At 66.5% G+C, this 25,274-nt stretch carries 22 protein-coding genes; 7 read left to right on the forward strand and 15 right to left on the reverse strand.

What is annotated here, in order from left to right; all coding sequences use genetic code 11:
• Positions 1-166: 166 nt before the first annotated feature.
• From J2X45_RS19390 to pseB, 3 genes are all read right to left on the reverse strand, one after another.
• Entirely contained in the window at positions 167-1,186 is a 1,020-nt protein-coding gene (locus J2X45_RS19390; protein WP_310218161.1) for a DUF5694 domain-containing protein, read from the reverse strand.
• A 121-nt stretch (positions 1,187-1,307) separates the two neighbouring features.
• Positions 1,308-2,465, reverse strand: coding sequence for a UDP-4-amino-4,6-dideoxy-N-acetyl-beta-L-altrosamine transaminase (gene pseC / locus J2X45_RS19395; protein ID WP_310218163.1), 1,158 nt, complete (start codon positions 2,463-2,465; stop codon positions 1,308-1,310).
• Positions 2,462-3,502, reverse strand: coding sequence for a UDP-N-acetylglucosamine 4,6-dehydratase (inverting) (pseB, locus tag J2X45_RS19400; protein ID WP_310218166.1), 1,041 nt, complete (start codon positions 3,500-3,502; stop codon positions 2,462-2,464). The genes pseC and pseB overlap by 4 nt, the downstream gene beginning before the upstream one ends.
• A gap of 128 nt (positions 3,503-3,630) precedes the next feature.
• On the opposite strand from pseB, the gene J2X45_RS19405 reads away from it, so the two are divergent.
• Entirely contained in the window at positions 3,631-4,047 is a 417-nt protein-coding gene (locus J2X45_RS19405) for a hypothetical protein (RefSeq protein WP_310218169.1), read from the forward strand.
• Here the strand turns inward: J2X45_RS19405 and tadA are convergent.
• Positions 4,044-4,529 carry a tRNA adenosine(34) deaminase TadA gene (gene tadA / locus J2X45_RS19410; RefSeq protein WP_310218173.1) on the reverse strand — a complete coding sequence of 162 codons (486 nt, stop codon included), beginning with the start codon at positions 4,527-4,529 and terminating at the stop codon, positions 4,044-4,046. The two genes, J2X45_RS19405 and tadA, sit on opposite strands and share 4 nt — an antisense overlap.
• 50 nt (positions 4,530-4,579) lie before the next feature.
• Here tadA and J2X45_RS19415 point away from each other — a divergent pair, with 50 nt between their 5' ends.
• Entirely contained in the window at positions 4,580-5,818 is a 1,239-nt protein-coding gene (locus J2X45_RS19415) for a pseudouridine synthase (RefSeq protein ID WP_310218175.1), read from the forward strand.
• On the opposite strand, the gene J2X45_RS19420 is transcribed toward J2X45_RS19415, so the two are convergent.
• Complete coding sequence (locus tag J2X45_RS19420; RefSeq protein ID WP_310218177.1) at positions 5,819-6,787, reverse strand: CPBP family intramembrane glutamic endopeptidase; 969 nt, start codon at positions 6,785-6,787, stop codon at positions 5,819-5,821. It lies immediately after the preceding gene.
• A 198-nt stretch (positions 6,788-6,985) separates the two neighbouring features.
• On the opposite strand from J2X45_RS19420, the gene rsmD reads away from it, so the two are divergent.
• Positions 6,986-7,555: a 16S rRNA (guanine(966)-N(2))-methyltransferase RsmD gene (gene rsmD, locus J2X45_RS19425; RefSeq protein ID WP_310218287.1), complete on the forward strand. Its 570-nt coding sequence runs from the start codon at positions 6,986-6,988 to the stop codon at positions 7,553-7,555.
• On the opposite strand, the gene J2X45_RS19430 is transcribed toward rsmD, so the two are convergent.
• The gene (locus J2X45_RS19430; protein WP_310218289.1) at positions 7,556-7,831 is read right to left on the reverse strand and encodes a YjhX family toxin; all 276 of its coding nucleotides are present in this window, start codon (positions 7,829-7,831) and stop codon (positions 7,556-7,558) included.
• A gap of 491 nt (positions 7,832-8,322) precedes the next feature.
• Between J2X45_RS19430 and J2X45_RS19435 the strand changes: the two genes are divergently transcribed.
• Positions 8,323-10,368, forward strand: a complete 2,046-nt coding sequence (locus J2X45_RS19435) for a TonB-dependent receptor (RefSeq protein WP_310218178.1) — start codon at positions 8,323-8,325, stop codon at positions 10,366-10,368.
• Between the two features lie 40 nt (positions 10,369-10,408).
• On the opposite strand, the gene pgi is transcribed toward J2X45_RS19435, so the two are convergent.
• Positions 10,409-12,028, reverse strand: a complete 1,620-nt coding sequence (gene pgi / locus J2X45_RS19440; RefSeq protein WP_310218179.1) for a glucose-6-phosphate isomerase — start codon at positions 12,026-12,028, stop codon at positions 10,409-10,411.
• A 103-nt stretch (positions 12,029-12,131) separates the two neighbouring features.
• On the opposite strand from pgi, the gene J2X45_RS19445 reads away from it, so the two are divergent.
• On the forward strand, positions 12,132-12,626 hold the full coding sequence (locus J2X45_RS19445) for a hypothetical protein (RefSeq protein WP_310218182.1): 495 nt from the start codon (positions 12,132-12,134) through the stop codon (positions 12,624-12,626).
• A 15-nt stretch (positions 12,627-12,641) separates the two neighbouring features.
• Here the strand turns inward: J2X45_RS19445 and J2X45_RS19450 are convergent, their stop codons facing one another.
• Positions 12,642-13,247 carry a thioredoxin family protein gene (locus tag J2X45_RS19450; protein WP_310218185.1) on the reverse strand — a complete coding sequence of 202 codons (606 nt, stop codon included), beginning with the start codon at positions 13,245-13,247 and terminating at the stop codon, positions 12,642-12,644.
• Positions 13,248-13,411: 164 nt separating this feature from the next.
• On the opposite strand from J2X45_RS19450, the gene J2X45_RS19455 reads away from it, so the two are divergent.
• Positions 13,412-14,143, forward strand: a complete 732-nt coding sequence (locus tag J2X45_RS19455; protein WP_310218188.1) for a DUF1353 domain-containing protein — start codon at positions 13,412-13,414, stop codon at positions 14,141-14,143.
• A 2-nt stretch (positions 14,144-14,145) separates the two neighbouring features.
• On the opposite strand, the gene J2X45_RS19460 is transcribed toward J2X45_RS19455, so the two are convergent.
• Complete coding sequence (locus tag J2X45_RS19460; protein ID WP_310218191.1) at positions 14,146-16,302, reverse strand: thioredoxin family protein; 2,157 nt, start codon at positions 16,300-16,302, stop codon at positions 14,146-14,148.
• Positions 16,303-16,415: 113 nt separating this feature from the next.
• On the opposite strand from J2X45_RS19460, the gene J2X45_RS19465 reads away from it, so the two are divergent.
• The gene (locus J2X45_RS19465) at positions 16,416-16,808 is read left to right on the forward strand and encodes an acyl dehydratase (protein WP_310218194.1); all 393 of its coding nucleotides are present in this window, start codon (positions 16,416-16,418) and stop codon (positions 16,806-16,808) included.
• A gap of 67 nt (positions 16,809-16,875) precedes the next feature.
• Here J2X45_RS19465 and J2X45_RS19470 read toward each other — a convergent pair whose 3' ends face one another.
• From J2X45_RS19470 to J2X45_RS19495, 6 genes are all read right to left on the reverse strand, one after another.
• Entirely contained in the window at positions 16,876-17,664 is a 789-nt protein-coding gene (locus J2X45_RS19470; RefSeq protein ID WP_310218197.1) for a SapC family protein, read from the reverse strand.
• Between the two features lie 309 nt (positions 17,665-17,973).
• The gene (locus J2X45_RS19475) at positions 17,974-20,001 is read right to left on the reverse strand and encodes a TonB-dependent receptor (protein WP_310218199.1); all 2,028 of its coding nucleotides are present in this window, start codon (positions 19,999-20,001) and stop codon (positions 17,974-17,976) included.
• A 168-nt stretch (positions 20,002-20,169) separates the two neighbouring features.
• The gene (locus J2X45_RS19480) at positions 20,170-20,697 is read right to left on the reverse strand and encodes a GNAT family N-acetyltransferase (protein ID WP_310218202.1); all 528 of its coding nucleotides are present in this window, start codon (positions 20,695-20,697) and stop codon (positions 20,170-20,172) included.
• A complete protein-coding gene (gene aguB, locus J2X45_RS19485; RefSeq protein ID WP_310218206.1) occupies positions 20,694-21,572 on the reverse strand; it encodes an N-carbamoylputrescine amidase in 879 nt (292 codons plus the stop codon). Before aguB ends, J2X45_RS19480 begins: the two co-directional genes overlap by 4 nt.
• The gene (locus tag J2X45_RS19490; protein WP_310218210.1) at positions 21,572-22,579 is read right to left on the reverse strand and encodes an agmatine deiminase family protein; all 1,008 of its coding nucleotides are present in this window, start codon (positions 22,577-22,579) and stop codon (positions 21,572-21,574) included. Before J2X45_RS19490 ends, aguB begins: the two co-directional genes overlap by 1 nt.
• Positions 22,580-22,740: 161 nt before the next feature.
• The gene (locus J2X45_RS19495; protein WP_310218212.1) at positions 22,741-25,185 is read right to left on the reverse strand and encodes a TonB-dependent receptor; all 2,445 of its coding nucleotides are present in this window, start codon (positions 25,183-25,185) and stop codon (positions 22,741-22,743) included.
• Positions 25,186-25,274: the final 89 nt, after the last annotated feature.

Raw genomic sequence — 25,274 nt, forward strand, 5'->3', positions numbered from 1 at the left:
GCCGGTCAGCGCATCGTCAGCGACCTCATGGGACAAGCGCGTCGCTCAAATCCCCATAGGCCGATACCGCCATCCCGCGGGTCAGACTTTGAGCTTTCTCAGACACCCGCCTGCGGGGGCAAACCCATCGCCGCGCCTGGCGGGCGTCCAAGAAACCTAAACATTCTCAGACACCCGCCTGCGGGGGCAAACCCATCGCCGCGCCTGGCGGGCGTCCAAGAAACCTAAACACCATCCGCAGGTTGCGCGTCTCCCAATAGCCGACATAGCGACGCCCAAACCCTTCTGGCGAAGGCTCGGCGAGCGCCGCTCCGAAGTCGCCCTTGTAGGCCATCATCTGAGCCTCAGCGCTGTTGTAGGCTCGGTAGAGGTTTAGAACGCCGTCAGGCTTGCTCAGGTCCGCCGTCAGGGCTTGGTCCTGCGCGCGACGGGCGTGGGAGACGGGATTGTCCCATGCCGTCATGATCGCCGCCTCGAAGGCCTTCAGCGCGGCGGCGTCCGTCGGCTCCGGCCAATCCGCCGTGTGATCGTCAACGCTCCAAAGGCGCTCATGGCCAAGGCGCGCGGCCAGCACGGCGGCGATCTGGTCGGTCTCATTACGACGGACCCTGCGCTTTTCTAGCGTCTCGACCATGGCGTCTGTCAGGCCGTCGGCCGCCTTGCGCTCGGCTTCGGGCAGCCGCAGCCACTGCACGAGGGCTGAGCCACGTTCGCCCGCCGCCAGAAACACCGCCGCCAGACGGCGACGTTGCGCCGCGGTAGGGGTCGCAGGCCAGGCGGCCAGCAAACGTTCAGCCTCCGCATTGGCCGCAGGTACATCCAGACCCACCGCGGCGCCGGCCACGGACGGGTCGGCGCAGTAGGTCTTCACGGTCTCGGCGTAGCGGCTGGGGTAGCGCCGAAGCGCATCGCACTGCATCCCCGAAAGATCCTCGGTCGCGACACCCTCCGGCTTCCAAGTCGCCAGGCGGTCGAGCAGCGGCGCCAGCAGCCCCATGTCGAAGGTTTTGGGCAAGCCTGAAAGGTGGGTTGTGCCAAGGACCATGACCTCGTTAGCCTTGCGCCCCGCAGGCACCTTCAACGTGTCAGGATGAAAGCTCGGACGATAGTCCTGCGCTTGAGCGGCGCCGGCGACCAGGGCCAGCGCCCCCACGCTGGCGATGAGGAGGCGGAGTTGGAAGCGCACGGCGGAACCTCTCGAACGGTGTCGAGCTGTAGAGGCCTAAAGACTCCCAAACAGAGGCGCCTGAATTTTATTTAATGGCGGCGCCCATCACACAGCGCGGTTGAGACAGCGCTCGGCTGCCCTAGCCCAGGATCTTGGCCAGGGCGTCGACCACGCGCTCGACATCTCCGTCCGTCATCGCCGGATAGAGCGGCAGGGTCAGGCAGCGCGCGTACCAAGCGTCCGCGCCCGGCAGGTCGGCGACGCCATAGCGTTGCGCGTAGTACGGCTGCCGATGGACTGGAATGTAATGGACCTGCGTCCCCACGCCTTGGGCCTTGAGGCTCTCGACCAGGGTCCGCCGCGAAATTCCTTCGGCCTCGAAGTCAATCAGCACGGTCAACAGGTGAAGCGCGGGGTCCGATTGGTCAGGGCTCGTCGCCAGACGGACGCGCGGCGCGCGCTCCGGCAGAAGGCGGGCGTAGAGCGCCGTCAGCTCGCGACGCCGCGCGACGAACCGATCCAGCTTCGCCAGCTGCGACAGGCCTAGCGCGCAGAGCACGTCCGGGATCCGGTAGTTGAAGCCGAGCTCCGGCATCTCGTACCACCACGGGTCGCCTCCGGGGGGGCGGACCATGCCGTGCGAACGAAGCAGGCGCGCCTTGGCCGCCAGCTCCGGATCATTGGTCGTCAGCATGCCGCCTTCGCCCGTCGCGAGGGTCTTGACCGGATGGAACGAAAAGCTGGCGAAGCTGGAATAGGCGCCGTCGCCGACAGGGTGAGCCACCCCGCCGAAAGTTCCGACCGAGCCCAGGGCATGGGGAGCGTCCTCGACCAGCACCGCGCCAGACGCGCTCGCCATGGCCTTTAGCGCCGGAAGATCGCAGACGTCGCCGCGAAGATGCACAGGCAGCACCGCCTTCACCCGCTTGTCGCGCGCGCCGGCCAAGGCCTTGCCCAGTGTGTCTGGCGTCATCAGGCCGCTGTCGGGATCGACGTCGGCGAACACCACCTCGGCCCCGACATAGCGAGCGCAGTTGGCAGTGGCCAAGAAGGTGACGGATGGGACGACACAGACATCGCCCTCGCCGACTCCCAGCGCCAGCATCGCCAGATGCAGAGTCGCGGTGCCGTTGGAAACGGCGATCGCGTGATCGGCGCCGACCTTGGCGGCGAAGGCGGCCTCGAAGGCTTCCACCGTCGGCCCGGTCGTCAGGAAGTCCCCGCGCAGGGCCTCCGCCACGGCCGCGATGTCGTCCTCCTCGATCGTCTGCCGGCCATAGGGAAGAAAGCCGCTCATCGCGCGGCCTTCTCCTCCAGCATCGCCAGCAGGCCCTCGGGGCTGAGCCAGTCGTGGTTGTTGTCGCTGCTGTACGAGAAGTCCTCTGCGACCGGCTTGGCGCCGTCCGAAACGGCGTAGGGCTCGCGGCCGAACTCCGCGAAGTTCGGCTCGATCGCGTAGCGGTCGTCGAACTCCACCGTCGAGCGGGCGTCGTCGGCGCTGATCATGATCTCGTGCAGCTTCTCGCCCGGGCGGATGCCGATCACCTTCATCGCGGCCGTCGGCGACATCGCCTTCACGAGGTCGGGCATGGCCATGGAAGGGATCTTCGGCACGAAGATCTCACCGCCGCGCATCATGGTCAGTGACGACAGCACGAACTCGACACCCTCGTTCAGGGTGATCCAGAAGCGGGTCATGCGAGGGTCGGTGACGGGCAACTCGGTTGCACCCTGGCTCAGCAGGCGGCGATAGAGCGGCACCACGCTGCCGCGCGAGCCCACGACATTGCCGTAGCGCACGACGCAGAACCGCGTGCCGATGTCGCCAGACAGGTTGTTCGCCGCGACGAACGTTTTGTCCGAAGCCAGCTTCGTCGCACCGTAGAGATTGGTCGGATTGCAGGCTTTGTCGGTGGACAAGGCGACCACCTGCTTCACAGCGTTGGCCAAGCTGGCCCAAACCACGTTCTCGGCCCCCAGGACATTGGTGTGGATGCATTCCGATGGGTTGTACTCGGCCGCCGGCACCTGCTTCAGAGCGGCGGCGTGGATGACGATATCGACACCGCGCAAGGCCAGGGTCAGGCGCTCGCGATCGCGCACGTCACCGAGGAAGAAGCGCATCTTGGCGACCTTCGCCTCGTCGAACTGCTCGCGCAGCTCGATCTGCATGTCGCTCTGCTTCAATTCGTCGCGGGAGTAGACGATGACCTTCCGGGGATCATAGCGGCGGAGCACGGTCTCGATGAAGCGCCGCCCGAAAGAGCCGGTGCCGCCGGTGACCAGGATCACCTTGCCGTCCAGATCGAGGGATTTGGGGGAAAAACGACCCAATTTCAGCCTCCTGCGACGCTGCCGACGACCAACCCGGCGCGGGGGCGTGGCGACGAATCGTGGTTAACGCCCCTTGATGCGCCTGCAGACGTAAAGAGGACGTCAACCACGCCGCGCTAGAAGGCGGCATGCGCCGACATCGTCTCCTGCCTCTCGCTCTGCTGGCCGCCCTTTCCACGGCGCCGCTGCTCGCCCCTGCGCCCGCCTTCGCCAGTATGGCGAAGGAGGACAAGAAGGAGCAGGTCACCTATTTCGCACTGGCGCCGATCAACGCGGTGGTCCTGCGTCGTGACGGCCGCCGGGGCGTGATGACGGTCGAGACAGGCTTGGAGATCAAGGACGCCAAGCTGATGGAGCGCGCCCAAGCGTCGACACCACGTCTGCGCGCCGCCTTCGCCCAGACCCTGATGGTCTACGCCGCCGGACTGCGCGGCGGTTCGCCCCCGGACATCGACCATATGAGCCGCGAACTGCAGAAGTCCGCCGACCAGGTTCTCGGCAAGCCCGGGTCGAAGGTCCTGCTGACCTCGGCGATGATCAACTAGCCCCTGGCCTTGCGACGGGCGCGGAAAAAGCCACGCAGCAGGTCGGCGCTTTCCTCGGCCAGCACGCCGCCGGTCACCTCGGGCCGCCAGTGGCAGGTAGGCTGGCCGAAGAACTTCGGCCCGTGGACCACAGCCCCGCCCTTGGGGTCGTCCGCCCCGAACACCACACGCCCGATCCGGGCATGGCTGATGGCTCCCGCGCACATGGCGCAGGGCTCCAGCGTCACCACCAGCGTCAGGTCCGTCAGGCGGTAGTTGCCCAGCTTGGCCGCCGCCGCCCGCATGGCGGCGATCTCGGCATGGGCGGTCGGATCATGGGCCGCGATAGGGCCATTGCCGGCGGTCGCGATCACCTCGCCCGTACGGGGATCAAGGATCACCGCGCCGACCGGCGTCTCGCCCGCCTCAGCAGCGGCGCGCGCGGCGTCGAGCGCGAGCCGCATCATGCGGTGGTCTTGATCCTCGCTCGCATCAGTGCGCATTAGAAACCGAAGCCCATCGAGAGATGCGCCCAGCCCAAGAAGGACGCGCCATGACCAAACCCCACGATCCCCTGTACGAGCCTCACCTCGACGGTCAAGACGGAGATCTCGACGGCGGACCTGGCGAGCGTGTCGCCAAGGCCCTGGCGCGCGCCGGCGTCGCCTCACGGCGCGAGGTCGAGCGGCTGATCGAGGCCGGCCGTGTCGCCATCAACGGCAAGGTCCTGACGACGCCCGCGGTCAAGGTCGCTCCGGGCGACTTTCTCACCGTCGACGGTCAGCTGGTGGCCGAGCGCGAGCCGACGCGGATCTTCCGCTATCACAAGCCCACCGGCCTGATGACCACCCACCATGACCCCAAGGGCCGCCCGACGGTGTTCGGCGCGCTGCCCAAGGATCTGCCTCGCCTGATCTCGGTCGGTCGCCTGGACTTGAACTCCGAAGGCCTGTTGCTGCTGACCAATGACGGCGAGCTGTCGCGCGCGCTCGAGACGCCCAGCAACGCCTGGGTTCGCCGCTATCGCGCCCGGGCCTTCGGCGATACGACCCAGGCCAAGCTCGACAAGCTGAAGGACGGCGTCACCATCGAGGGCGTCAAGTACGGCGCGATCGAGGCCAAGCTCGACAAGGCCCACGAAAAGGCCGGCGGCGGCAAGAACGTCTGGATCACGGTCAGCCTGTCGGAAGGCAAGAACCGCGAAGTCCGCAAGGTGCTGGAGTCGATCGGCCTGAAGGTCAATCGCCTGATCCGCCTGTCGTATGGCCCGTTCGCGCTGGGAACTCTGGCGGCCGGCCAGATCGAAGAGGTCGGGCCCCGCGTCATTCGCGAACTCCTTGAGGGCGTTGTCTCGCCCGAGAACATGCCGACCGGCGATCGGCCCAAGTTCGTCGGGATCGCCAATCCCATTAAGGCGCCCGGCACCGAGGGAGGCGGCGAGTTGCAGCGACGCGGCGCTCCGCGCGCCGACCGGGCGGTTGTCCTGGACACGCCGGAGAAACCCGAAAGGCCCGCCTACAAGCCCGGCTGGGCCAAGCCCAAGAAAAAGCTCTCGCCGCATGGTCCGCCCAAGAGCGCCGCAAAAGGCCCGGCGAAGGGCCCCGCCAAGACCAAGCGCCCGGCCAAATCGATCGAAAGCAAGTTCATCGACATCGGCAAACCCGCCGCACGCGGCAAGCCGGCGGCAGCCCGTCCCGGTGCGAAGCCTACCGAGGGGGCGGCGAGGCGCCTATCCGAACGCCCTGGAAAGCCCACGGCGCGTCCGGGCCCGTCGCGCAGCCCCAAACGCTGATCAGGCGGCGGCTGGGGCGGACAGGCCGGTCCAGCGCCGCAGGGCGGGCCAGCGCATCCAGAGCTCCGCAACGCCGACAAAGCCGGCCAGCATCACCACAGCGCTGGCGACGATTCCGATGTGGAACTCACGCGGGGCGTCGGGCTGCAAGGTGATAGGGCGCAGCAGTAACACGATCGCCACGTTGTTGGCCGCGTGGACGCCGACGCCGAGCTCGACGCCGCCCAGGCGCAACGCCATCCAGGTCAGGCCAGCCCCCATGGCGGCGCGGAACAGGAAAGCGTCGAGGTTGGGGTCCAGGTGGATCGCAGCGAAAAGAACGCCATTCAGCACCATCAAGGCGATCGGGTTTCGAATATAGGCCGCGCTTTGTTTCAACAGCCACCCGCGAAACAGGAGCTCCTCCGCAGCGGAGGCGAGGATCAGCAGCCCAATGGCGATGAGGGCGTAAAGCGATCGCCCCACCAGATTGGGCGAAACCCGAAGAATCACGGGATCAAGCGGGCGACCGGAAACCACGGCGACGCCGCTGATGATCACAGCCATCACGACGCCGACCAAGACGAGACCTCCCACCACCAACCGCCAGCGCAGGGGCTGCCCGTCATTGACGTAGCCACTGACTTGCCGCTTGTGGATCGCGCCGCTGGCCATCACGAAGCCGACGGCTGCGCCGAGATTGAGGCCCGCCAGCACAGCGAGAATGAAAAGCGACTGGCGTCCTGTCAGGTCGCCCGCCTCGGTGGTGGAAAAGACGTCGAACAGCGCTCCGGCCGCAGCGGCCCCATCCAGGCCACCGACAACCAGCATGAAGGCCAGGATCGCCGCCAGCGCGCCAAGAAGACCCGTGACGGCGCCGGTCAAAATCCCGACAGGGACAACGAGCGCAGTCCGCCCCAGATCGCGGTCCAGAGGCGACAGGTCGGCCAGGAAGCGCGAACGCCTCACGGTCTCCAATAGCGCGCTCATCGATCTTGTCCGCCCGTCATCACCCACGATCGACTAAGACGGGGCGGCCGCGATCTTGTAAAGCGCCTGCTTGCCGCACGGCATGGACGGCGGCACACATCCGGTTACGACTTGTAAGGGGGCGGACATGAGCGATCTGGATTCGGCTGCGGGACGCCAGCGCCACGCGATCGCCAGCCCAGCTCAAAGCAGGGTCGCCTGATGCGGATCGTTTCTGGCCAGTTTCGCGGCAAGGCCATCGCCGCCCCGCCCGGCGACGCGACGCGCCCCACGTCTGACCGCGCCCGTCAGGCGGTGTTCAACATCCTGGAACATGCCGCCTGGGCGCCCGAGCTGCATGGCGCGCGGGTGATCGACGTGTTCGCCGGCTCCGGCGCCCTGGGCCTGGAAGCCCTGTCGCGTGGGGCGTCCTTCTGTCTGTTCGTCGAAACCGACGACGCCGCACGCGGCGCAATCCGCGAGAACATCGACGCCATGCACCTGTTCGGCGTGACCCGCGTCCATCGCCGCGACGCGACCGATCTTGGACCGCGCCCCGCCAGCGCCGGCGAACCGTTCGACATCGTCTTCCTCGATCCGCCGTACGCCAAGGGTCTTGGCGAGAAGGCCGTTGCCGAACTGCGCGCGCACGGCTGGCTGGCTCCCGGCGCGATCCTGATGTTCGAGCGCGGACGGGGCGAGGTCGATCCGGCGCTGGACGGCTTCGAGCAGATCGACGCGCGCGACTATGGCGCCGCGCGCGTCCTGTTCTTCAAGTTTCTGGACTGATCACCAGGCCTTGGCGCCGACCCGATTGTCGAGTTGGGCGCGAAGGTTGGCGAGACCCAGCCGGGTGATCCGATAAGGGCCACTGCCCTGACTGGCGATCAGCCGCTTTCGCCTCAACGCCTGAAAGACAGCGACCGTGCAGTCGGTCAGAGTCCAGCCATCGCGCGTCATGCAGTCGGCAGAGACTACCCGGCCTTTGTCGTTGCGTTCCAGTTCGATGCGGCCGCCTTGGGCCAGCGCGTGCAGCGTGCGTTGCTGCGACTTTGAGATGTTCAAGGGATTGTCCGAGAGATCGAGGCGCATGATCGCGCTTCCACCAGGCGGGAAGCGCGGGCGGAGCGGGCCTAACGACGTTCGAACCGAGGTTCGGAGCCTGTTAGGCCCGGGCCTCGCGCGCAATCTCGGACATGAACCACACTGGATCAGCTTCTGGCGACAGCATGGTGCAAGACCCGCGGAACCTCAAGATGATCGAGACTTCTGGGCCATAAGCTCTTGCTCGAGCCCTTTCCGGTCTGACCAAACTCGTCAGAGTGGAGAATGCTCAGGACAGGCGGCGCGCGACCAGCCGACAATGCTTGTGAGACATCGCCACTTTAACGATTAGATGGAGTAGATAGCCGCCGATACATAAATATGTCCAAATCTTGTTTGAAGAGTTAAGATGACATTCCCGTAATGCTGTCCAATATGTAATGTACATTTCGGTCTTGTAACTTGAGGTGAACGAGCGCGACGTCCAGACCTGTCGTCACTGAGGGGAACCAGTGATGACCAAGACCATGCTTCTGGCCAGCGCGGCCGCCATTCTGCTGGTCAGCGCCGCCCAGGCCGCTGACCTGACGCCCGAGCAAGTCGCCGCCCAGGCCGAAGCCGCTCAGCGGGGCGTGTTGATCTTTCAGCCCGACTTCTTCGCCGCTCAGCGCCCCAACACGGCGCTGGAAATGGTGCAACGGGTGCCCGGCTTCTCGGTGCAGGACGGCAGCGGCGCCCGGGGCTTCGAGGGCGCGGTCGGCAACATCCTGATCAATGGGGCTCGCCCCGCGTCTAAGAACGACACCGGCAGCAACGTGCTGTCCCGCACCCAGGCCAACCGGGTCGAGCGCATCGAGCTGATCCGTGGCGGCGCGCCGGGCGTCGACATGCAGGGCTATTCGGTGGTCGTGAACGTCATCCTCAAGAAGGGGGCCACGCGCCAGTCGATCCTGACCTGGAACACCAGCCAGTTCGACGGCGGCCGCGATCTCTACGGCGGCAGCTACCAGTTCACCGCCACGAACGGCGACAAGAGCTGGGGCGTGACGCTGAACGACGGCATCGGCAGCAGCGACTCCAACGGTCCGGGGACCAATATTCGTCGTGACGGAACCGGAAAGATCATCCGCGACGAGAAGTTCCTGAACGACAGCTGGGGCGGCGGACGCAGCATCCGGGGCAACTATTCGGCCCCGTTGGCCGGCGGCAAGATCGAGGCGACGGCTCGCTTCGGTGTTGGTGACTGGAACCAGTGGCAGACCCTGACCTCGGCCATCGCCGAGCGCCGGAGCAGTTACGCCGACGAGGATCACTCGGGCGAGCTGGGCGTGACCTACACCCGTCCACTGGCGCCGAACTGGGCTCTGGAGACACGGGCCATCCACAGCTTTGAAAGCTTTGAGAGCGCCTCGGTCAGCGACGAGACTCTGAACGGAGTCAAGGCGGCGCAGCAGCGCTTCACCGCCGAGGGTGACAGCGGCGAGTCGATCTTCCGGGCCCTGGTCCGCCACGACTGGAGCAAGGCCATCACCGTCGAGACCGGCGCGGAAGCGGCCTACAACATGCTCGACGTGAAACAGGCCTATTCGGTGGGCGGTGCGGCGGTGCCGCTGCCCAGCGCGTCGGTCAAGGTCGAGGAACTACGCGGCGAGGCCTTCTCCAAGGCGACCTGGCGGGTCAATCCGCGCCTGACCCTGGAGGGCGGCCTGCGCCTGGAGACCTCGACGATCAAGCAGTCGGGCGACGCGGATAACGAGAAAAGCTTCTTCTACGCCAAGCCCCGGTTTCTCGCGACCTGGACCCCGGTGGCCAACAACCAGCTTCGATTCCGCTTCGAGCGGGAACTTGGTCAGCTGGACTTCGAAGACTTCGCCGCCTCGTCGGACCTGGAGGACGGCAACGTCTATGGCGGCAATGTCGAGCTGAAGCCCGAGCAACGCTGGATCACCGAGATCGGCTATGAGCGCCGCTTCTGGGGCGAAGGGATCGTCGCCGTCACCTATCGCCATGACGAGATCATCGGGGTGATCGACCGTCTGCCCCTGCCCGGCGGCCTGTCGGCGGTCGGCAATATCGGCGACGCCACCCTGGACCGCCTGTCGCTGAACATCGTGGTGCCGACCGACAAGCTGGGGATCAAGGGGGGCCGCTTCACGTTCCGGAACGACTGGAACGAGACCCACGTGAAGGATCCCACGACCGGTAAGGACCGTCCGATCTCGGGCGTGCGCCCGACCCAGGCCAATATCGGCTTCCAGCAGGACCTCACCAAGTACAAGACCCAATGGGGGATCAACTGGCTGCCACTGCTGGGTCAGGGCACCTATGACGTGGACCAGACCAGCGTCTGGCGCGGGGCGCAGTACTACGAGGCTTTCGCCGAGTATAAGCCGACCCCGACCCTGGCGATCCGCGCGCAGTTGAACCTGTGGGACGACTTCAGCATCCGCCGCACCGTCTTCGCCAATCGCGGCCCGAACCGCGCGATCGCCTTCGTCGAGGACCGCGCGATCAATCCCCGCACCTTCATGAGCTTCCGGGTGCGGAAGACATTCTAGGCGCCCTTCCCCCCGGATTGGGGGAAGGGGCTTGGCCAAGCTATTTTCTGAGGCGGGCGATCAGCGCCGCGGTCGACGGATCATGGTCTCCGGCCGCGCCGCTCTCCAGCTCGGGCAGGATGCGGTTCGCCATCACCTTGCCCAGCTCGACGCCCCACTGGTCGAAGGAATTGATCCCCCAGATCACGCCCTCGACGAAGGTCTTGTGCTCGTAGAGCGCGATCAGGGCGCCAAACGTCTGGGGCGTCAGACGGTCCAGCAGCACCAGGGTCGAGGGCCGGTTGCCGGCGAAGGTCCGCTGCGGGGCCAGGGTGGCGATCTCGACCTCGGAGACACCCTTGGCCGTCAGCTCGGCCACGACATCGGCCGTGGTCCGCCCGACCATGAAGGCTTCGGCCTGAGCCAGGAGGTTCGAGAGCAGCTTCTCGTGCATGCCGGCCGGACCTTCGTCCGACTGGGCCACGCCGATCAGCTCCATCGGCGTGATGTCGGTCCCCTGGTGCATGCACTGGAAATAGGCGTGCTGGACATTGGTGCCCTCGTCGCCGAACACCACCGTGGCCGTACCGCGCTTCGCGGGCTGGCCACCAGGACCGACCGACTTGCCGTTGCTCTCCATCTCCAGTTGCTGGAGGAAAGCGGCCAGGCGGCGCAGGCGATGCGAGTACGGCACGATCGAGCGGGCGCGGCGGTCCAGGCCGTTGCGGTTGAAGATCTGGGCCAGGGCCACCAGCACCGGCGCGTTCTTCTCCAGCGGCGCGGTGCGGAAGTGCTCATCCATGGCCGCGCCGCCATCGAGGAAGCCCTGGAACGCGTCCCAGCCCGCCGCGACGGCCACCGAGAGGCTGACCGACGACCACAAAGAATAGCGGCCGCCGACCCAGTCCCAGAAGCCGAACACGCGCTCGTCCGGCACGCCGAAGGCGGCGGTCTTATCGAGCGCGGTCGAGATGGCCGCCAAGTGCTGGTTCGCGCCCTGCTCGCCCAGGGCCGCCACCAGCCAACTGCGCGCGGCGCCGGCGTTGGCCATAGTCTCCTGGGTCGTGAAGGTCTTGGAGACCACCATGACCAGGGTCTCCTCCGGATCCATGTCGGCGGTCGTCAGGGCGAACTCGGCGCCGTCGACATTGGCCACGAAGCGCAGGTCGATCGACGGCTTCACGGGTCGCAGAGCGTCCCACAGGAGGCGCGGACCCAGGTCCGACCCGCCGATGCCGATATGCAGGATCGCCTTGAACGGCTTGCCGGTTGCGCCCTTGATCGCGCCCGAGCGAACGGCCTGGGCGAAAGCCTTCATCCGCTGGCGGACGGCCTCGACCTCGGCCATGACCGGCTGGCCCAGCGCCTTCACATCGGCATCGGCGGGGGCGCGCAGGGCCGTGTGCAGCACGGCGCGACCTTCGGACGAATTGATCGCCTCGCCCCCGAACATGCGGCCGCGAGCGCCCTCGACATCGGCCGCATGGGCGAGATCGAGCGCAGCCTCAAGGCCCGCCTCGTCCCAGGCCTGCTTGGAGAGATCCAGGTGAAGACCCGCGACGTCCAGGGTCAGAGCGTCCAGCCGTCCCGGCTCGGCGTCGAAGAACTCGACGATACGCTTGTCGCCCGCAGCCTTGGCGGCGGCTTCCAGGCGGGTCCAGGCGGCGTCGAGATCGGCCATGTCGTCCTCACAGGTTTGGTAAATCGCTGTTTACGGACCCGGGCTTATCAAACAGGCGCCGCCGCGTCATGGCAGACCAATGACGTTTTTTGCGGGAGTCCCCATGTCCTGTGACGCCGTCGCCTTTTCCGCCATGCTCTGGATGGCGTCGTTCAATCCAGGGCAGGGCGCAGGCCCTGCGCCGGCCATCGCCCAGGCGCCGGCGGTTCCCGCCTCGGTCGCGGGCGAGCCTCTGTTCATCGACATCGTCAAGCGGGCGCGCCAGCTCAAGGCGCAGACCGAGGCCTACCGCGCGCAACTGGCCAAGGCCGAGCCGGGCAGCGCCGCCGCGCCGCTGAAGGCCTTTGACGCCTTTTCGGGAAAGATCAGCGATCTCGCGGCGCTGGATATGAAGGGCCACGTCACCCTGAGGGATCGCGGCGCGGTCGACGACCTCAAGTGCATCCTGCGCGGGATCAGCCAGGACCTGCCCGAGAAGCTCGCCGCCGTGCGCGCCGCCACGACCATCAAGGCCCAGGACCTAGCGCTCCGCGACATGGTCTATCTGCTCAACGACAATGTCGAGGTCATCACCGCGCCGCCTCAGCCTGCAGCGTAGGCGGCGCGGCGGCGGTTAGGCGTCCTTGTACTTCACCGCGCAGCCATAGGGCGTGACGAACGGCGTGGCGACCTTGCGGCCGGCCTTCACATCGGAGAGAGCCGCGGCCACGAGGTTCTTGGCGCCCTGGACGTCCTCGACCTTGTTGGTCGGCTTGTCGTCGATGGCGCCCTCGTAGACCACCGCGCCGGTCTTATCGATGACGAACATGTGCGGCGTCGTCTTGGCCTTGTAGAGCGTGGCGACCTTGTTGTCGGCGTCGAGCAGCAAGGCGGTCGGCTTGGCGCCCTTGGCGTTCATCCAGGCCTTGGCGGCGGCGCCATCGGCGAAGTGGCCCTGCTTTCCCGGCGCGGACGACGCAATGGTCAGCCAGACCACGCCGTCGGCGCGCGCAGCCTGCTGCAGGCCCTGCATGTTCCCGGAATAGTGCTTGCGGACATAGGGGCAACCTTCGTTGGTCCACTCGAGGACCACGGTCTTGCCGCGAAACTCCGACAGCGAGCGGGCCTTGCCGTCGGCGTCGATCGCCGTGAAGTCGGGCGCGGGGCGGGCATGGGCGAGCGTGGGAACAAGAGCGGTCAGCGGCAGGGCGGCGGCCACAAGGCGGCGCGTGATCGACATGTCAGGTCTCCAGCAACGGCTACTCAGCTCAGCCTCTCACAAACCGATGACCTGCGGAAGATTCGCAGTCGCAATTCTGTGGGGGTCGAAACTTCGCCATAGTGGCTTGATCCTTGGGCTCCCGCCTCCCAGAAGTGCCCATCCTGCTCTGAAGATCCGCGCCGATGTCCCGTTCGAGAACCGCCTTTGCCCTGATCGGCGCCGCTCTGCTGGCGAGCGCCTGCGCGACGCAGACCAGCACCACCGTCTTCGTACCCGTTGTGGCGCCGACGCCGCCGAGTTCTCTGACGCCGCAGCCGATCATGCTGTTCAACCAGACCAAGGATGGTCGCAAGCTCTTCACGCTGGACGCCGAGTTCCCCTACTGCGACGTGGAGACCGGCAAGGTGATCGTGGTGCCGCGCTGGTACGTGACCGATTTCGCCAGCGTGCCTTGGTATGGCCAAGCCTTCATCGATCCGCAGGGCCCGACGGCGCGCGCCGCCATCGTCCACGACTGGCTCTACACGATCGGCGAACCGGGTAAGCGCGAGGAGGCCGACCAGATTTTCCTGCGCGCCATGCTGAAGTACGGCGTTCAGCCCTTCCAGGCGAACATCGCCTATCAGGCGGTCCGCCTCGGCGGTGAGAAGGGCTATGGCCTGCCGACCGACTGGCGGTTCGTGGACCCCAAACGGCAGGATCTCGTCCAGCCGGCGCCGTTCGCCAAGCCGCGCGCGGGCATGGTGCGCTACCTGCCAAAATGCCAAGGCTTCAACGCCTTGATCCAGACCGGTTGGCGGGCCTACCCGATCAAGACCGCGCCGGTGAACGTGCCGCCGCCGGTGGTGGTGACCAAGACGCCGCTGGATCAGGTCAAGGCCAAGCTGCCGTTCGGGGTTGACAAGAAGAAGTAGGTCTAAGCTCCCGCCTTCTCGATCGCCTCGATCACCATGCCCTCAGTCAACAGCTGCGGCAGGATGACCGGCGCGCCGCCGTTCTTCGGATAGACGAGGTACAGGGGCACGCCGACGCGGTTGAACTCCGCCAGCGCCTTGGCGATGACGGGATCGCGATTGGTCCAGTCCGCTTTCAGCAGCACCGCGTTCTGGGCCTTGAACGCCTCAGCGACCTTGGGGCCGGAAAGAGCGACCTTCTCGTTGACCTGACAGGTCACGCACCAAGCGGCGGTGAAGTCCACGAGGATCGGACGGCCTTCGGCCTGTAGAGCCTTCACCTTTTCGGGCGACCAGACTTCCGCCGTCAGGCCAGGACCGCTCGGCGTCGAGACTTCCGCAGCGGCCGCCGCCGTCGGAGGTTTGGCGGACAAGGCCGCAGCGGCGGCAAGGCCGAGCGCGCCGATCACCGCCAGCAGGCCCAGGATCATCGACACCACCGAACCCTTGCCCATGGCGCGGCGCGCCTGCGCCAGGCCGTAGAGCCACGCGCCGAACGCCGCCAGAACACCCGCGACCAGCAGCTGGCCCAGCGCGATCGGCCCCGCCTGTTGGGCGAACACCCAGACCAGCCACAAGGCCGCGCCATACATCGGGAAGGCCAGCCCCTTCTTCAGCACGTCCATCCAGCCGCCGGGGCGGGGCAAGAGCTTCAAGGCGCCGGGGATGAAGGTGACCGCCACGAACGGGGCGGCGAAGCCCAGGGCCAGGGCCAGGAAGACGCCCAGGGCGACGGCGGTCGGTTGGGTGAGCGCGTAACCCAGGGCGCCGGCCATGAACGGGGCCGTGCACGGCGCCGCCACCACGACCGCAAGCGCGCCCGTGAAGAAGGCGCCCGTGACGCCGCCCCGCGAAGACGCGCCTGCGCCGAGGCCCTGCACGGATGTCCCGATCTCGAAAACGCTCGACATGTTCAGGGCCACCAGAAGCATCAGCAGCGCCAGGCCGGCGATGACCAGCGGGGACTGCAGCTGGAAACCCCATCCCACCGCCGCGCCCCCGGCGCGAACCGCCAGCAGCGCGCCGGCCAGGGCGAGGAAGGTGGCGACGACGCCGACCAGGAAGGCCAGGCCCTGGATGCGCGCCTTGGTCGTCTCATGGGCGTGACCGGCCAGGCTCGCCGCCTTCATCGACAGCACAGGGAAGACGCAAGGCATCAGGTTGAGGATCAGCCCGCCCAGGAAGGCGAATAGCAGAGCTCCGGCGAGACCGCCGGCCAGACCTGCGGCGGGCGCGGCTTCCGCCGGCGGCGGGCCCAATCCTGAGGCCTGCGGCGGCGGATCGCCCGCCGTGGCCGTGACCTCCCACGCGCCGGCCTTGGTCGCCAGCACCCCGGCCAGCTCGGCCGGAGGCGTTCCGCCGCCGACGAAGTCGTAGCCGGGCTTCAGCGTCAGGGTCAGCCCTTCCGGCCCCCGCTCGATCAGCTGCTCGGCGGCATGCTCGATGACCTTCGAGGAATAGGGATAGAAATAGGCGCCCGCCATGTCGGAGCCCTTCAGCGGGCCGCCCGTCACAGCCAACTTCAGAGCCTGCGCCTCGAGCTTGAAGACCGCCTTCAGGCCGGCGGGCTTCGGGGCCTCAGCCAGCACCTTGCCGATGACGGCGCCCCACTTGGGGTCTGGCGCCGGCGCGCCGGCGACCACCGGCAGAAGAAGCGACAACTTGGCTTCCTCGGGAATGCAGATCTGCTCGCAGACCAGGTAGAAGACGTCGGCGGTCAGGCTCAACGTCGTGCCCGGTTTGGCGTCGGCCGACGCCGTGATCGGGACCGGGATCAGCACCTCGCCCTTGTAGGCGTAGTCGAGCAGCGGCCCGAGCTTGGCCTTCTGAGGCGTCGGCCAAACCATGTCCCCGGCGCGCCACCCCTCCGGCAGGGTCCAGGTGATCTTGGTCGGCTCACCGGCGTCGCCGGGATTGCGCCAGTAGGTATGCCAACCGGGCGTGATCTTCTGCCGGAGCGCGACATAGATCGTGCCCCCGGGCGCGATGCCGGTCTCTTGGGCCACCAACTCAGATTCGATATGGCCCGAGTTCACGACCGGACCCGCCAGAGCGTGACCGCCGAGCAATGTCGCCATCAACAAGGCCTGCAGGGCGAGGACGGCTTTCTTCAGGAACATGCGCGGGCCCGGACACGGAAAAGAACGTGACGTACACATGGACCGCCGGCTCGCTCTCGACAATGGCCAAGCCCCAACCGACAGTTGGGCGAGGAATCATCCTGGAGACGCCCATGCCCGCCGCCTTCGACGACATCGAGATCGGTCAGGTCGTTTCACTGGGCACGCGTGCGGTCGACGCCAAGGCGCTGGACGCCTTCATCAGCGCCTTTACGCCGGGCTGGCCCGTCGAGAATGGCGCGCCCGACGGCATGATCTTCGCGATCTGGACAAGGCTCGACACCGAAGCCAGCGCGGCCTGGCCTCAGACCAAGCGTCTGGGCGTCGACGCCCTGCGCTGGATGCGCAATCCGCCCGTGGGCGAACTGCTGCGCGGCCGGATGACGGTGATGGGCAAAGACCCGGTCGGTGAAGGCAAGGGCATCGTCATCGCCCAACACGACCTCCTCGACGAGGCCGGTCGCCTGGTCTTCTCCTGCCTGACCCGCAGCATCTTCGCGCGCTGAGGGGGCCGAAGAAAAAGGGCGGCGGGTCAGGCCCGCCGCCCTCTTCGATTTCAGCTGACGCCGTACCTTAGTTCAGGTTCGCGGCTTCGGCTTGCTTGAGCATCGTCTTGTTGATCAGGCGATCCCAGCCGAGCAGCGAGACGAGGTGCGCGTAGATCTGGGCCAGGGCGCCGTTCTCTTGCAGTTCCTTGAGCTTCTCGGCCGACAGGCCGTTCAGCTTCTCTTCCGAGACGCCGAAGTACTCGGCGACGGTGACGGGCTCACCGACCGGCGCGCCCATTTCGTCGGTCGGCTGGAAGGTGGCCTTCTTCAGCTCGAACAGATCGTTGTCCTTCAGGATCTGGACGAACGAGTCGGTGCGACGACGCTCGACCTCGAAGTCGTCGCAGAACTTGATGCAGTTCTGGGTGTATTCGGTGGGCTCGCCCTTGGCGTCGAACAGCGGGGTCTGGCCTTGCTCGCTGAGCAGGTCGCTGCCGCGATCGATGCAGACGATCAGACGGTCCTGGGTGTCGTCGTTGGCCAGCACGAACGGATAGCGGCGGATATAGGCCGGGATGTAGACGTTCGGTTCGATCGAGCCGTCGGCGCCGATGAACAGGTTTTCTTGCTGATTCAGACCCATCACCGCCAGCGGCACGCGATCATCGCCGGCGAAGATCACCGGGAAGGTCAGGGCGGCGGGAGCGAATTCCGAGACGGTCAGCGGCACGGCCGTGCCGGCGGCGGCGAACGCGTACGGCTTGTCCTTGTGGACGAGCGCGAGCTTGGCGTGCTGCTCGCGGTTCAGCGGCTCCGGCGCGTTGTAGAACAGGACGTTTCCGGTGATCTCGCCGGCGGACTGGGTCGTTGTCATGAAGAGCTCTACGACAAAAAAATTGGAAACGGACGCTCGAACGCTTCGAAGACGACCGCAAAGGCTCGCGGTTCTAGCCGATCCCGCCGGATGCGGCAATCTGACCTCCGCTTTAGGCGAATCCGGGGCCCGGAGGGAGGATCCGGGCCCCGGCGCTGGGCAAGCCCGCAGGGGGGCTTCGCGCGCTCGCCCACGGCTGACAAAGGAGCCGACTCCGACGGATCAATGATCCGGAAATGGGGACGAGGCTCCTGTTTCCAGACGCTGGAACTGCCCCCGGCGGCCGTTTAGCGGCCACCGGAGCGGCGTTTAGAAGCGCAGCGCGATACCGGCCCGCACCTGACGGCCCGGCGACGGCGCGATATCCTTCAGGAACGAGACGTGCTCGCGCACCTCCTCGTTCGTCAGGTTGCGACCATCAATGAACAGGCGCACGCGCGCGTTGCCGGCCGGCTTCCACGCCAGCGTGGCGTTGAGCACCGTGTAGCCGTCGGTGGGCAACTCCATCTCAGCGACGCGGTCCTGACCGCCCGTGCGGCGCACCTCCACGTCACCCGACCACGTTGGCGCCGCGTACGACGCCTTCAACGAGACCGAGTAGGGCGGAATGCGAGCAGGCGGGCCAAGGTCGGACGAGCCACGGACGAAGTCCGCACCGGCGTGCAGGTTCACCGACCGCTGACCATCCGTCCACACACGGTAGGCGACCTCGGCTTCGAACCCGCGGAATTCAGCGTCGGTCTGAACGTAGCGATAGACCGCCAGACCATCTTCTTCGGCGCCGGTGGGACGAAGGTCGATAAAGCCGTCATAGCGCGCGACAAACAGATGCAGGTCACCCGACACGCGCTCGCCGCCGTAGTGCAGCGTCGCCTCCAGTGACGTGGCGGTCTCTTCCTTCAGATCGGCGTCGCCGATCTCAAACCCCCGCGTGGCGGCGTGCGGCCCTTCAGCGAAGAGCTCCGACTCGGTCGGCGCGCGGCTGGAACGGGTCAGGGCCAAGCCCACGAAGCTTTCAGTGGTCGGCCGCCAGAAGGCGCCGACCGAGCCCGACAGGTTGGTGAAGTCCGCCTTGCCCTTCAGGCTGTCGAGCTCCCGCGTATCGATCCGCAGACCGCCTTCGTAGCCGTAGCCATCAAGCTCGATGCGCTGCTGGGTGAACGCGCCGAACTCGGTGATCTTAGTCTTCGGCACATAGGCCTCGTCGCCGATGGCGTCGAAGTTGCGACGCAGGGCCTGGACGCCCACGGCGCCCTTCCAGCCGCCGCGCTCGACCTGGACGAGCTCGAGGCGCCCCTCGTAGCCATCCGAGGTAAACTTGGTGCCGACTGCGTCACCTTCGAACTCGGTGTGGGTGTAGTCGGCGTGACCGCCGGAGAATCGCAGCTTCGCGAAGGGTCCGAAGCTGATGTCGGACTCGCCACGTAGATCGATGCGCGTTTGCTTCAGGCCGATGGTGACCGGAGCTTCCTCCTCGCCGCCGTCCTCGTGGGCGTGACCCGGAACGCCGTAGGTGGAGTCGGTGCGCTTGATCGACATCCCGACATAGCCCTTGTCGCCCACATAGGAGAGGCCCGCGCCGAAGGTCTCGAGGTCGACCGCACTGTTCTCCAGCCGTCCGCCGCCGCCCTCGGCCGTCTCGCCTTCGAGGGCGAGCTGGCGGTCGGACTCAGGATGGACGGGGATCTTGTAGTCCTTGCTGTCGCGCTTGAGGGCGTCGAGCGTCAGAACCATCGGCCCCACTGTGGCGTGGATCGCGCCGGAGAGGGCGTAGCTGTCGTCGCCGGTTCCGCGCGAGGCCAGAAGACGGCCGCTGAGGCCCTCGTCAGGCTGCCGGCTGGCGATGCGGTCATCGATGATGTTGACCACGCCGCCGATCGCCGAGCCGCCATAAGCCAGCGCGGCCGGGCCGCGCAGGACCTCGATCCGCTCGGCCTCCCCGGGATCGGTGGCGACCTGGTGATCAGGCGACAGGGCGCTGGCGTCGATCTGGCCGACGCCGTTGGTCAGGATCTGCACCCGGGGGCCCGCCAGGCCGCGAACGACCGGGCGGCTGGCGCCGGCGCCGAACGTGGTCGAGCGTACGCCCGGGAGACCGGCCAGGGCGTCGCCCAGCCCTTTCGGAGCGGCGAGATCAAGGTCGGTGCGATCCAGCACCGCGACGCTGGCGGTCAGCGCGTCCGCCGAGACGCCGTACGGCGCGGCGGTCACGATGACCTTCGAGACTTCGGAGTCCTGCGTCGAAGCGGTCGGCGCAGCGGCGTCCTCGGCTTGAGCGGCGGTGGCGGCGGCGAGCACAATAAGGCTCGCGGCGGAAAGGGCGACGCGACGGAGCATGTTGGGTCCTGAAACCACGAGAGACTTAGCCGGAGGAGCGGCTGTTCGAGGAACTGTTATGAAATAACATATCTTAGCGTCAATCCGCTTTCGCCTGGCGGATGAACTTCACGTCGGGGTGTGGCCCTTCTGTTTCGCGGCCGTTCCTCAGCGCCGCCGCGTGCGACTTCAGCGGCGCGCGACGAAAACGACGTGCGGCCGCAACGGATCTGCCTGCGATAACCTGGGATGCAGAAAGTCCCGGTCGGGCGCTGGCGACATGCCGATCCGGCGCATCACGGCCTGCGACGCCAGATTGGTGCGCGCGGTGAAGGCGATGATCTCGGGCAGCTTGAGGACCCCGAAGCCGTGGGCGAGCGCGGCCCTCGCCGCTTCGGTGGCAAAGCCCTGGCCCCAGACATCGGGCAGAAATCGCCAGCCGATCTCGGCCGCGCCAGGCATGTTCATCTCGGGAGGAACCCACCAGACGCCGGTCATGCCGATGAGGCGGCCGTCCGCCTTGCGATCGACGACCCAGAAGCCGAAGCCATGTTCGGCCTCGTGAGCCATGACGCGATCGACGAAAGCGTCACTTTCGGCGCGCGAGCGCACCCCGCCCAGCCACGCGCCGACTTCGGGCCGAGCATTGAGGTCGGCGATGGCGTCCCGGTCGGCGTCGACCGCCGGGCGCAACACCAGGCGGTCTGTTTCGATCACGCGGGGCGGCCGCTCGCCAAGGCCGTGTAGAACTCCGGCCGGCGATCGCGGAAGAAGCCCCAGGCCGCGCGGTGCGTGGTCAGGAAGTCGAGGTCGAAGCTCGCGCTGACCAGGCCCTCGTCGGCGCGCCCCAGTTCGCTGACCAGATCACCGCGATGGTCGGCGACGAACGACGAGCCATAGAAGGTCTGACCGCCGTTCGGATAGCCGTCCCAGGGCTCGAAGCCGATGCGGTTGGCGCCGATCACCGGGATCACATTGCTGACCGCGTGGCCCTGCATGGCGCGCCGCCAGGGCAGCGCCGTGTCGAGGCTCGGGTCATGCGGCTCGCTGCCGATGGCGGTGGGATAGAACAGGGCCTCGGCGCCCATCAGGGCCATGGCGCGGGCGCATTCGGGGTACCACTGGTCCCAGCAGATGCCGACGCCGATGCGACCAAAGCGCGTGTCCCAGACCTTGAAGCCGGTGTCGCCGGGCCGGAAGTAGTACTTCTCCATATAGCCCGGACCGTCCGGGATATGGCTCTTGCGATAGACGCCCAGTAGCGAACCATCCGCGTCGGCCATCACCAGGCTGTTGAAATAGTGCGGACCCTCGCGCTCGAAGATCGAGATCGGGATCACCACGCCCAGCTCGCCGGCGAGAGGCGCGATGGCCTTGACCACCGGATGCTCGCGCCAGGGATGGGCTTCCGCGAACCAGCGCTCTTCCTGGGCGACGCAGAAGTACGGCCCCTGGAACAGCTCCGACGGCAGGATGACCTGCGCGCCCTTGGACGCGGCCTCGCGGATGAAGGCTTCGGTCTTCTTGATGTTGGCCTGCAGATCCATGCCATACGAGGTCTGGATCGCGGCGACGCTCAGCGTACGGGCCATCAGGCGGTCTCCGGCTCTTGTTGGCTGATGCAGTGGAACGAACCACCGCCCGTCAGGATCGCGGTCGAGGGCAGGCCAATGACCTGGCGCTCGGGAAACAGACCCTTGATCACCTCGACGGCGAAGGCGCCCGACTCCTCCGCGTAGATCGGCACGATCACCGCCTCGTTGGCGATCAGGAAGTTCATGTGCGAGGCCGGGATCGGTTCGCCGTCCTCATCCAGCAGCTTGCCCGGCGACGGGATGCGGACGACCTGCAGCGGCGAGCCGCGGCTGTCGGTCATGCCGGCCAGCATCTTAGCGGTGTCGCCATAGATGTCCGCGTTCGGATCATCCAGGCCATAGGCCATCGGACAGGCCACGACGCCCGGCGCCACGAAGCGGGCCAGGTTGTCGACGTGACCATCGGTGTGGTCGTTCTTCAGGCCCTTGCCCAGCCACAGCACCTTCTTGGCGCCCAGCGCCTGGGTCAGGGCCGCGTTCGCCGTGCCCTCGTCCCAGCCGGCGTTGCGGTTGTCGTTCAGCAGGCACTGGCGCGTCGTCAGCACCGTGCCGTTGCCGTCATGATCCAGCGCGCCGCCTTCCAGGATGAAGTCGTTGCGGACCAGGGGCGCGCCCGAGGCGGCGGCGATCTGCTCGGCGACGATGTCGTCGCCCTCCAGGCTGTACTTGCCGCCCCAGCCGTTGAACTTGAAGCCGGCCGCCACGGCCTTGCCGGCGTCGTCGATAAAGATCGGCCCGGTGTCGCGCAGCCAGATGTCGCCGAACTGGCCTCGGACGATCTCGACCGTGGTGTCGGACAGCAGGGCGCGGGCGGCGGCCTCGGCCTCGTCGCCGACCACCATCAGGCGCACGCGCTCGGCGCCGGGCCCGGCAAGAGCGCGGGCGAGGTCAGCGACTTCCTGCTGAGCTTGCTCCAGATCCTCCTGCCAGAGCTCGGCATGGCTGGGGAAACCCACCCACATGGCGCGGTGCGGAGCCCATTCGGCGGGAACGGTCACGGTCATTCGACAAGCCCAATGAAAACGAGCGGGAAAACGAAGGGGGCGCAGATGGCCCCTCACGACGCCGGGGTCAAGCCGCGCCTCATTAGCAAACGAATACGACAAAGAAAAAGGGCGGCCCAGACGGGCCGCCCTTCTCTTGAGTCCGGCGAAGCCGACGTCGCTTAGAAGCGGGTCGTGATGCTGGCCTGGATCGTACGCGGGAAACCAATGGCGTAGGTCGGCGCGGAGCCGTTCTGGACGCCGGTGATGGTGACCGCATTGTTCCGGCTGCTGATGTTGCCGAAGTAGTCCTCGTCGAAGAGGTTCTTCACGTTCAGCTGCAGGTAGGTCTTTTCCGCGAAGGGCATGTCGTAGCGGATGCTGACGTTGGTGATCGTGTAGGCCGGCGTCTTCTCGTCGTTGACGTCGGTCGACCAGCGCTCACCCGTGTACTTCAGGTCCATCGACAGGCGCAGGGCCTCGGTGATGTTCCAGTCGAAGCCGCCGCCGAAGGTGTATTCCGGCGTTTCAACCAGGAACTTGCCCTTGGTGGGCAGGATCTGGCCGTTCAGCGGGATGTTCGACTTCAGCTCGCTGTGGTTGTACGAGAACGAACCGAAGACGCTCAGGTACTCTTCCAGGCGCCACGAGGCGTTGGCGTCCAGGCCGTAGCCCTTGGCGTCGCCGACGTTGCGGTCGACGAAGATGCCCAGTGTGTCGTCATAGGCGCTGACGATGCGGTTCTGGAACTTGTTGGTCCACAGGGCCACCTGGGCGACCACGTCCGGCGTCTGATAGCGATAGCCGATGTCGAACGCCTGGGTCGTCTCGGGCTGCACGCCCGGGTTCGACACGGTGCCGTCTGCGAGGCGCTTCACCGTGTAGAGGCTGTCCGTACGCGGCGCCGACAGGCCCTCGGCGTAGCTGCCGTAGAGGTACTGGTTGTCAGCCAGACGATAGTTCAGGCCGATGTTCGGCAGAACGTCGTCGTACTTTTTCGTTGCTTGGTACGGCTTGATGAACTGGGTCGACGAACCAGCGAAGGTGACGTTGCCGTTGGCCAGCGTAGCGTTAGGGGCTTCGGTGGTGCAACGCACGTTGCTCGAACCGTCTTGCGAGTAGCAGAACTGGTTCAGTTCGCGCTTGAAGTACGGCATGCGCAGACCCGCGACCACGGTCAGTTTGTCGTCGAAGTATTCGCCGCGGTACTCGAAGGCGACCTGGTTCAGGAAGGCCTTCGAAAGACGATCGCGACCGCGCAGGAAGCTGCCGTCAGAGCCAAACACCTTCTCGCCGTGGCCGTCCTTGCCGCCGAACACGTTCGTCGTCGTGCCATCGGCGTTCAGCGTGGTGTATTCGCCGGTCTGGCGGTGATAGCCGAAGTCACCCGTGTAGGCGACGCGCAGGCGCTGGCTGTCGTTGATGTCCCAGATCAGCGACGAGGTGACGCCGTAACGACGGGTGTTGGTCACCGAAGGCGTGAAGAAGGCCACGGTGTCAGCGGTGTCGCCGTCGCCGTTCAGGTCCTTGCCAACCGTGCTCGTGCCCTTAACGCGACCGTCGGTTTCCGACATCGTGCCCAGCTGGGTGCCGCCGTCCGCCAGGGTGTACTGGAACGAGGGGTCAAAGGTGATGCGCAGGCTGTCGTTGATGTGGTGCAGGAACTGACCACGGATGTTGCCCGTGTTCGACGGGTTGACCTGACGGCCGTAGAAGTCGGCGCAGTTACCCGGAATGGCGGGCGCGGCTTCGGTGATCGTCGCGGCCGTCGTGTTCAGCGTGCGGGTCGTGCAGGTTTCGGTGAAGTCGAGTTTTTCACCAAAAGCGCGGTACTCCGCCAGCGTCACCGCGCGGTAGTTGTTGTTGCGGTTCTCGTTGTAGTGGAACGCCAGGCTGGCGAAGTCGCCATTGGCCAGGTTCTGATAGATGCGGGCGTTGAACTGCTTCTTTTCCAGCGAGCCCGGGCCCTTGAACTTGTCGTACTTCTGGTACGAGCCGGCCACCCAAGCCTTGGTGCCGAACGGGCCGAACTCGCCCGAGTTCAGCATGCCGAAAACGCGGCGGTAGTTGTCGCTACCGACCGAGGCGCGCGCCATGCCGCCGAAGTCGGCGGTCGGGATCAGGGTCACGTAGTTGATCGTACCGCCGACGGCCGACGCGGTCGGGCTGTCGACGTCGGTCGTGCCCATGTTGACCGAAGCGCGGCTGATCAGCTCACCGTCCAGCTGCTGGTTGGTGTAGATCGCGTAGTTGCCGGTGTCGTTCAGCGGGATGCCGTCGAAGGTCAGCGAGATGCGGTTGCCGTCGAAGCCGCGCAGACGGACGTTGCCACCCGACGAGCCGAAGGCGTCCGAGTTGGTGAACGACAGACCCGGGGTCTGGTTCAGCGTGTCCAGGATGGTCTGACCCGCTTGCTGCTTGTCGATGTATTCCTGGTTGATCGACGACTTCGACTTCGGCGCGGTTTCAGCGATCAGACCGCTGACGGCGCGCTGCCCCGAAGCGGTGACGACAACCTGGTCGACTTCCGTCGCCTGCGAGGCGGTCGACTGGGCCGAAGCGCCGTTGGCGAGCATCAGACCGCCGACAAGGGCGGTGGTCGCCAGGGCGAAATGTTTCATGTTCATCTGAAGGATCCCCTCATTCATCGACACGCTTGCGTTGGGTCGCACTGTTTCGTGCCTTTGGCGGCCATTTATCGAAAGATTTAGAAGGT

The organism is Caulobacter sp. BE264, from assembly GCF_031457805.1.
Lineage (GTDB): Bacteria > Pseudomonadota > Alphaproteobacteria > Caulobacterales > Caulobacteraceae > Caulobacter.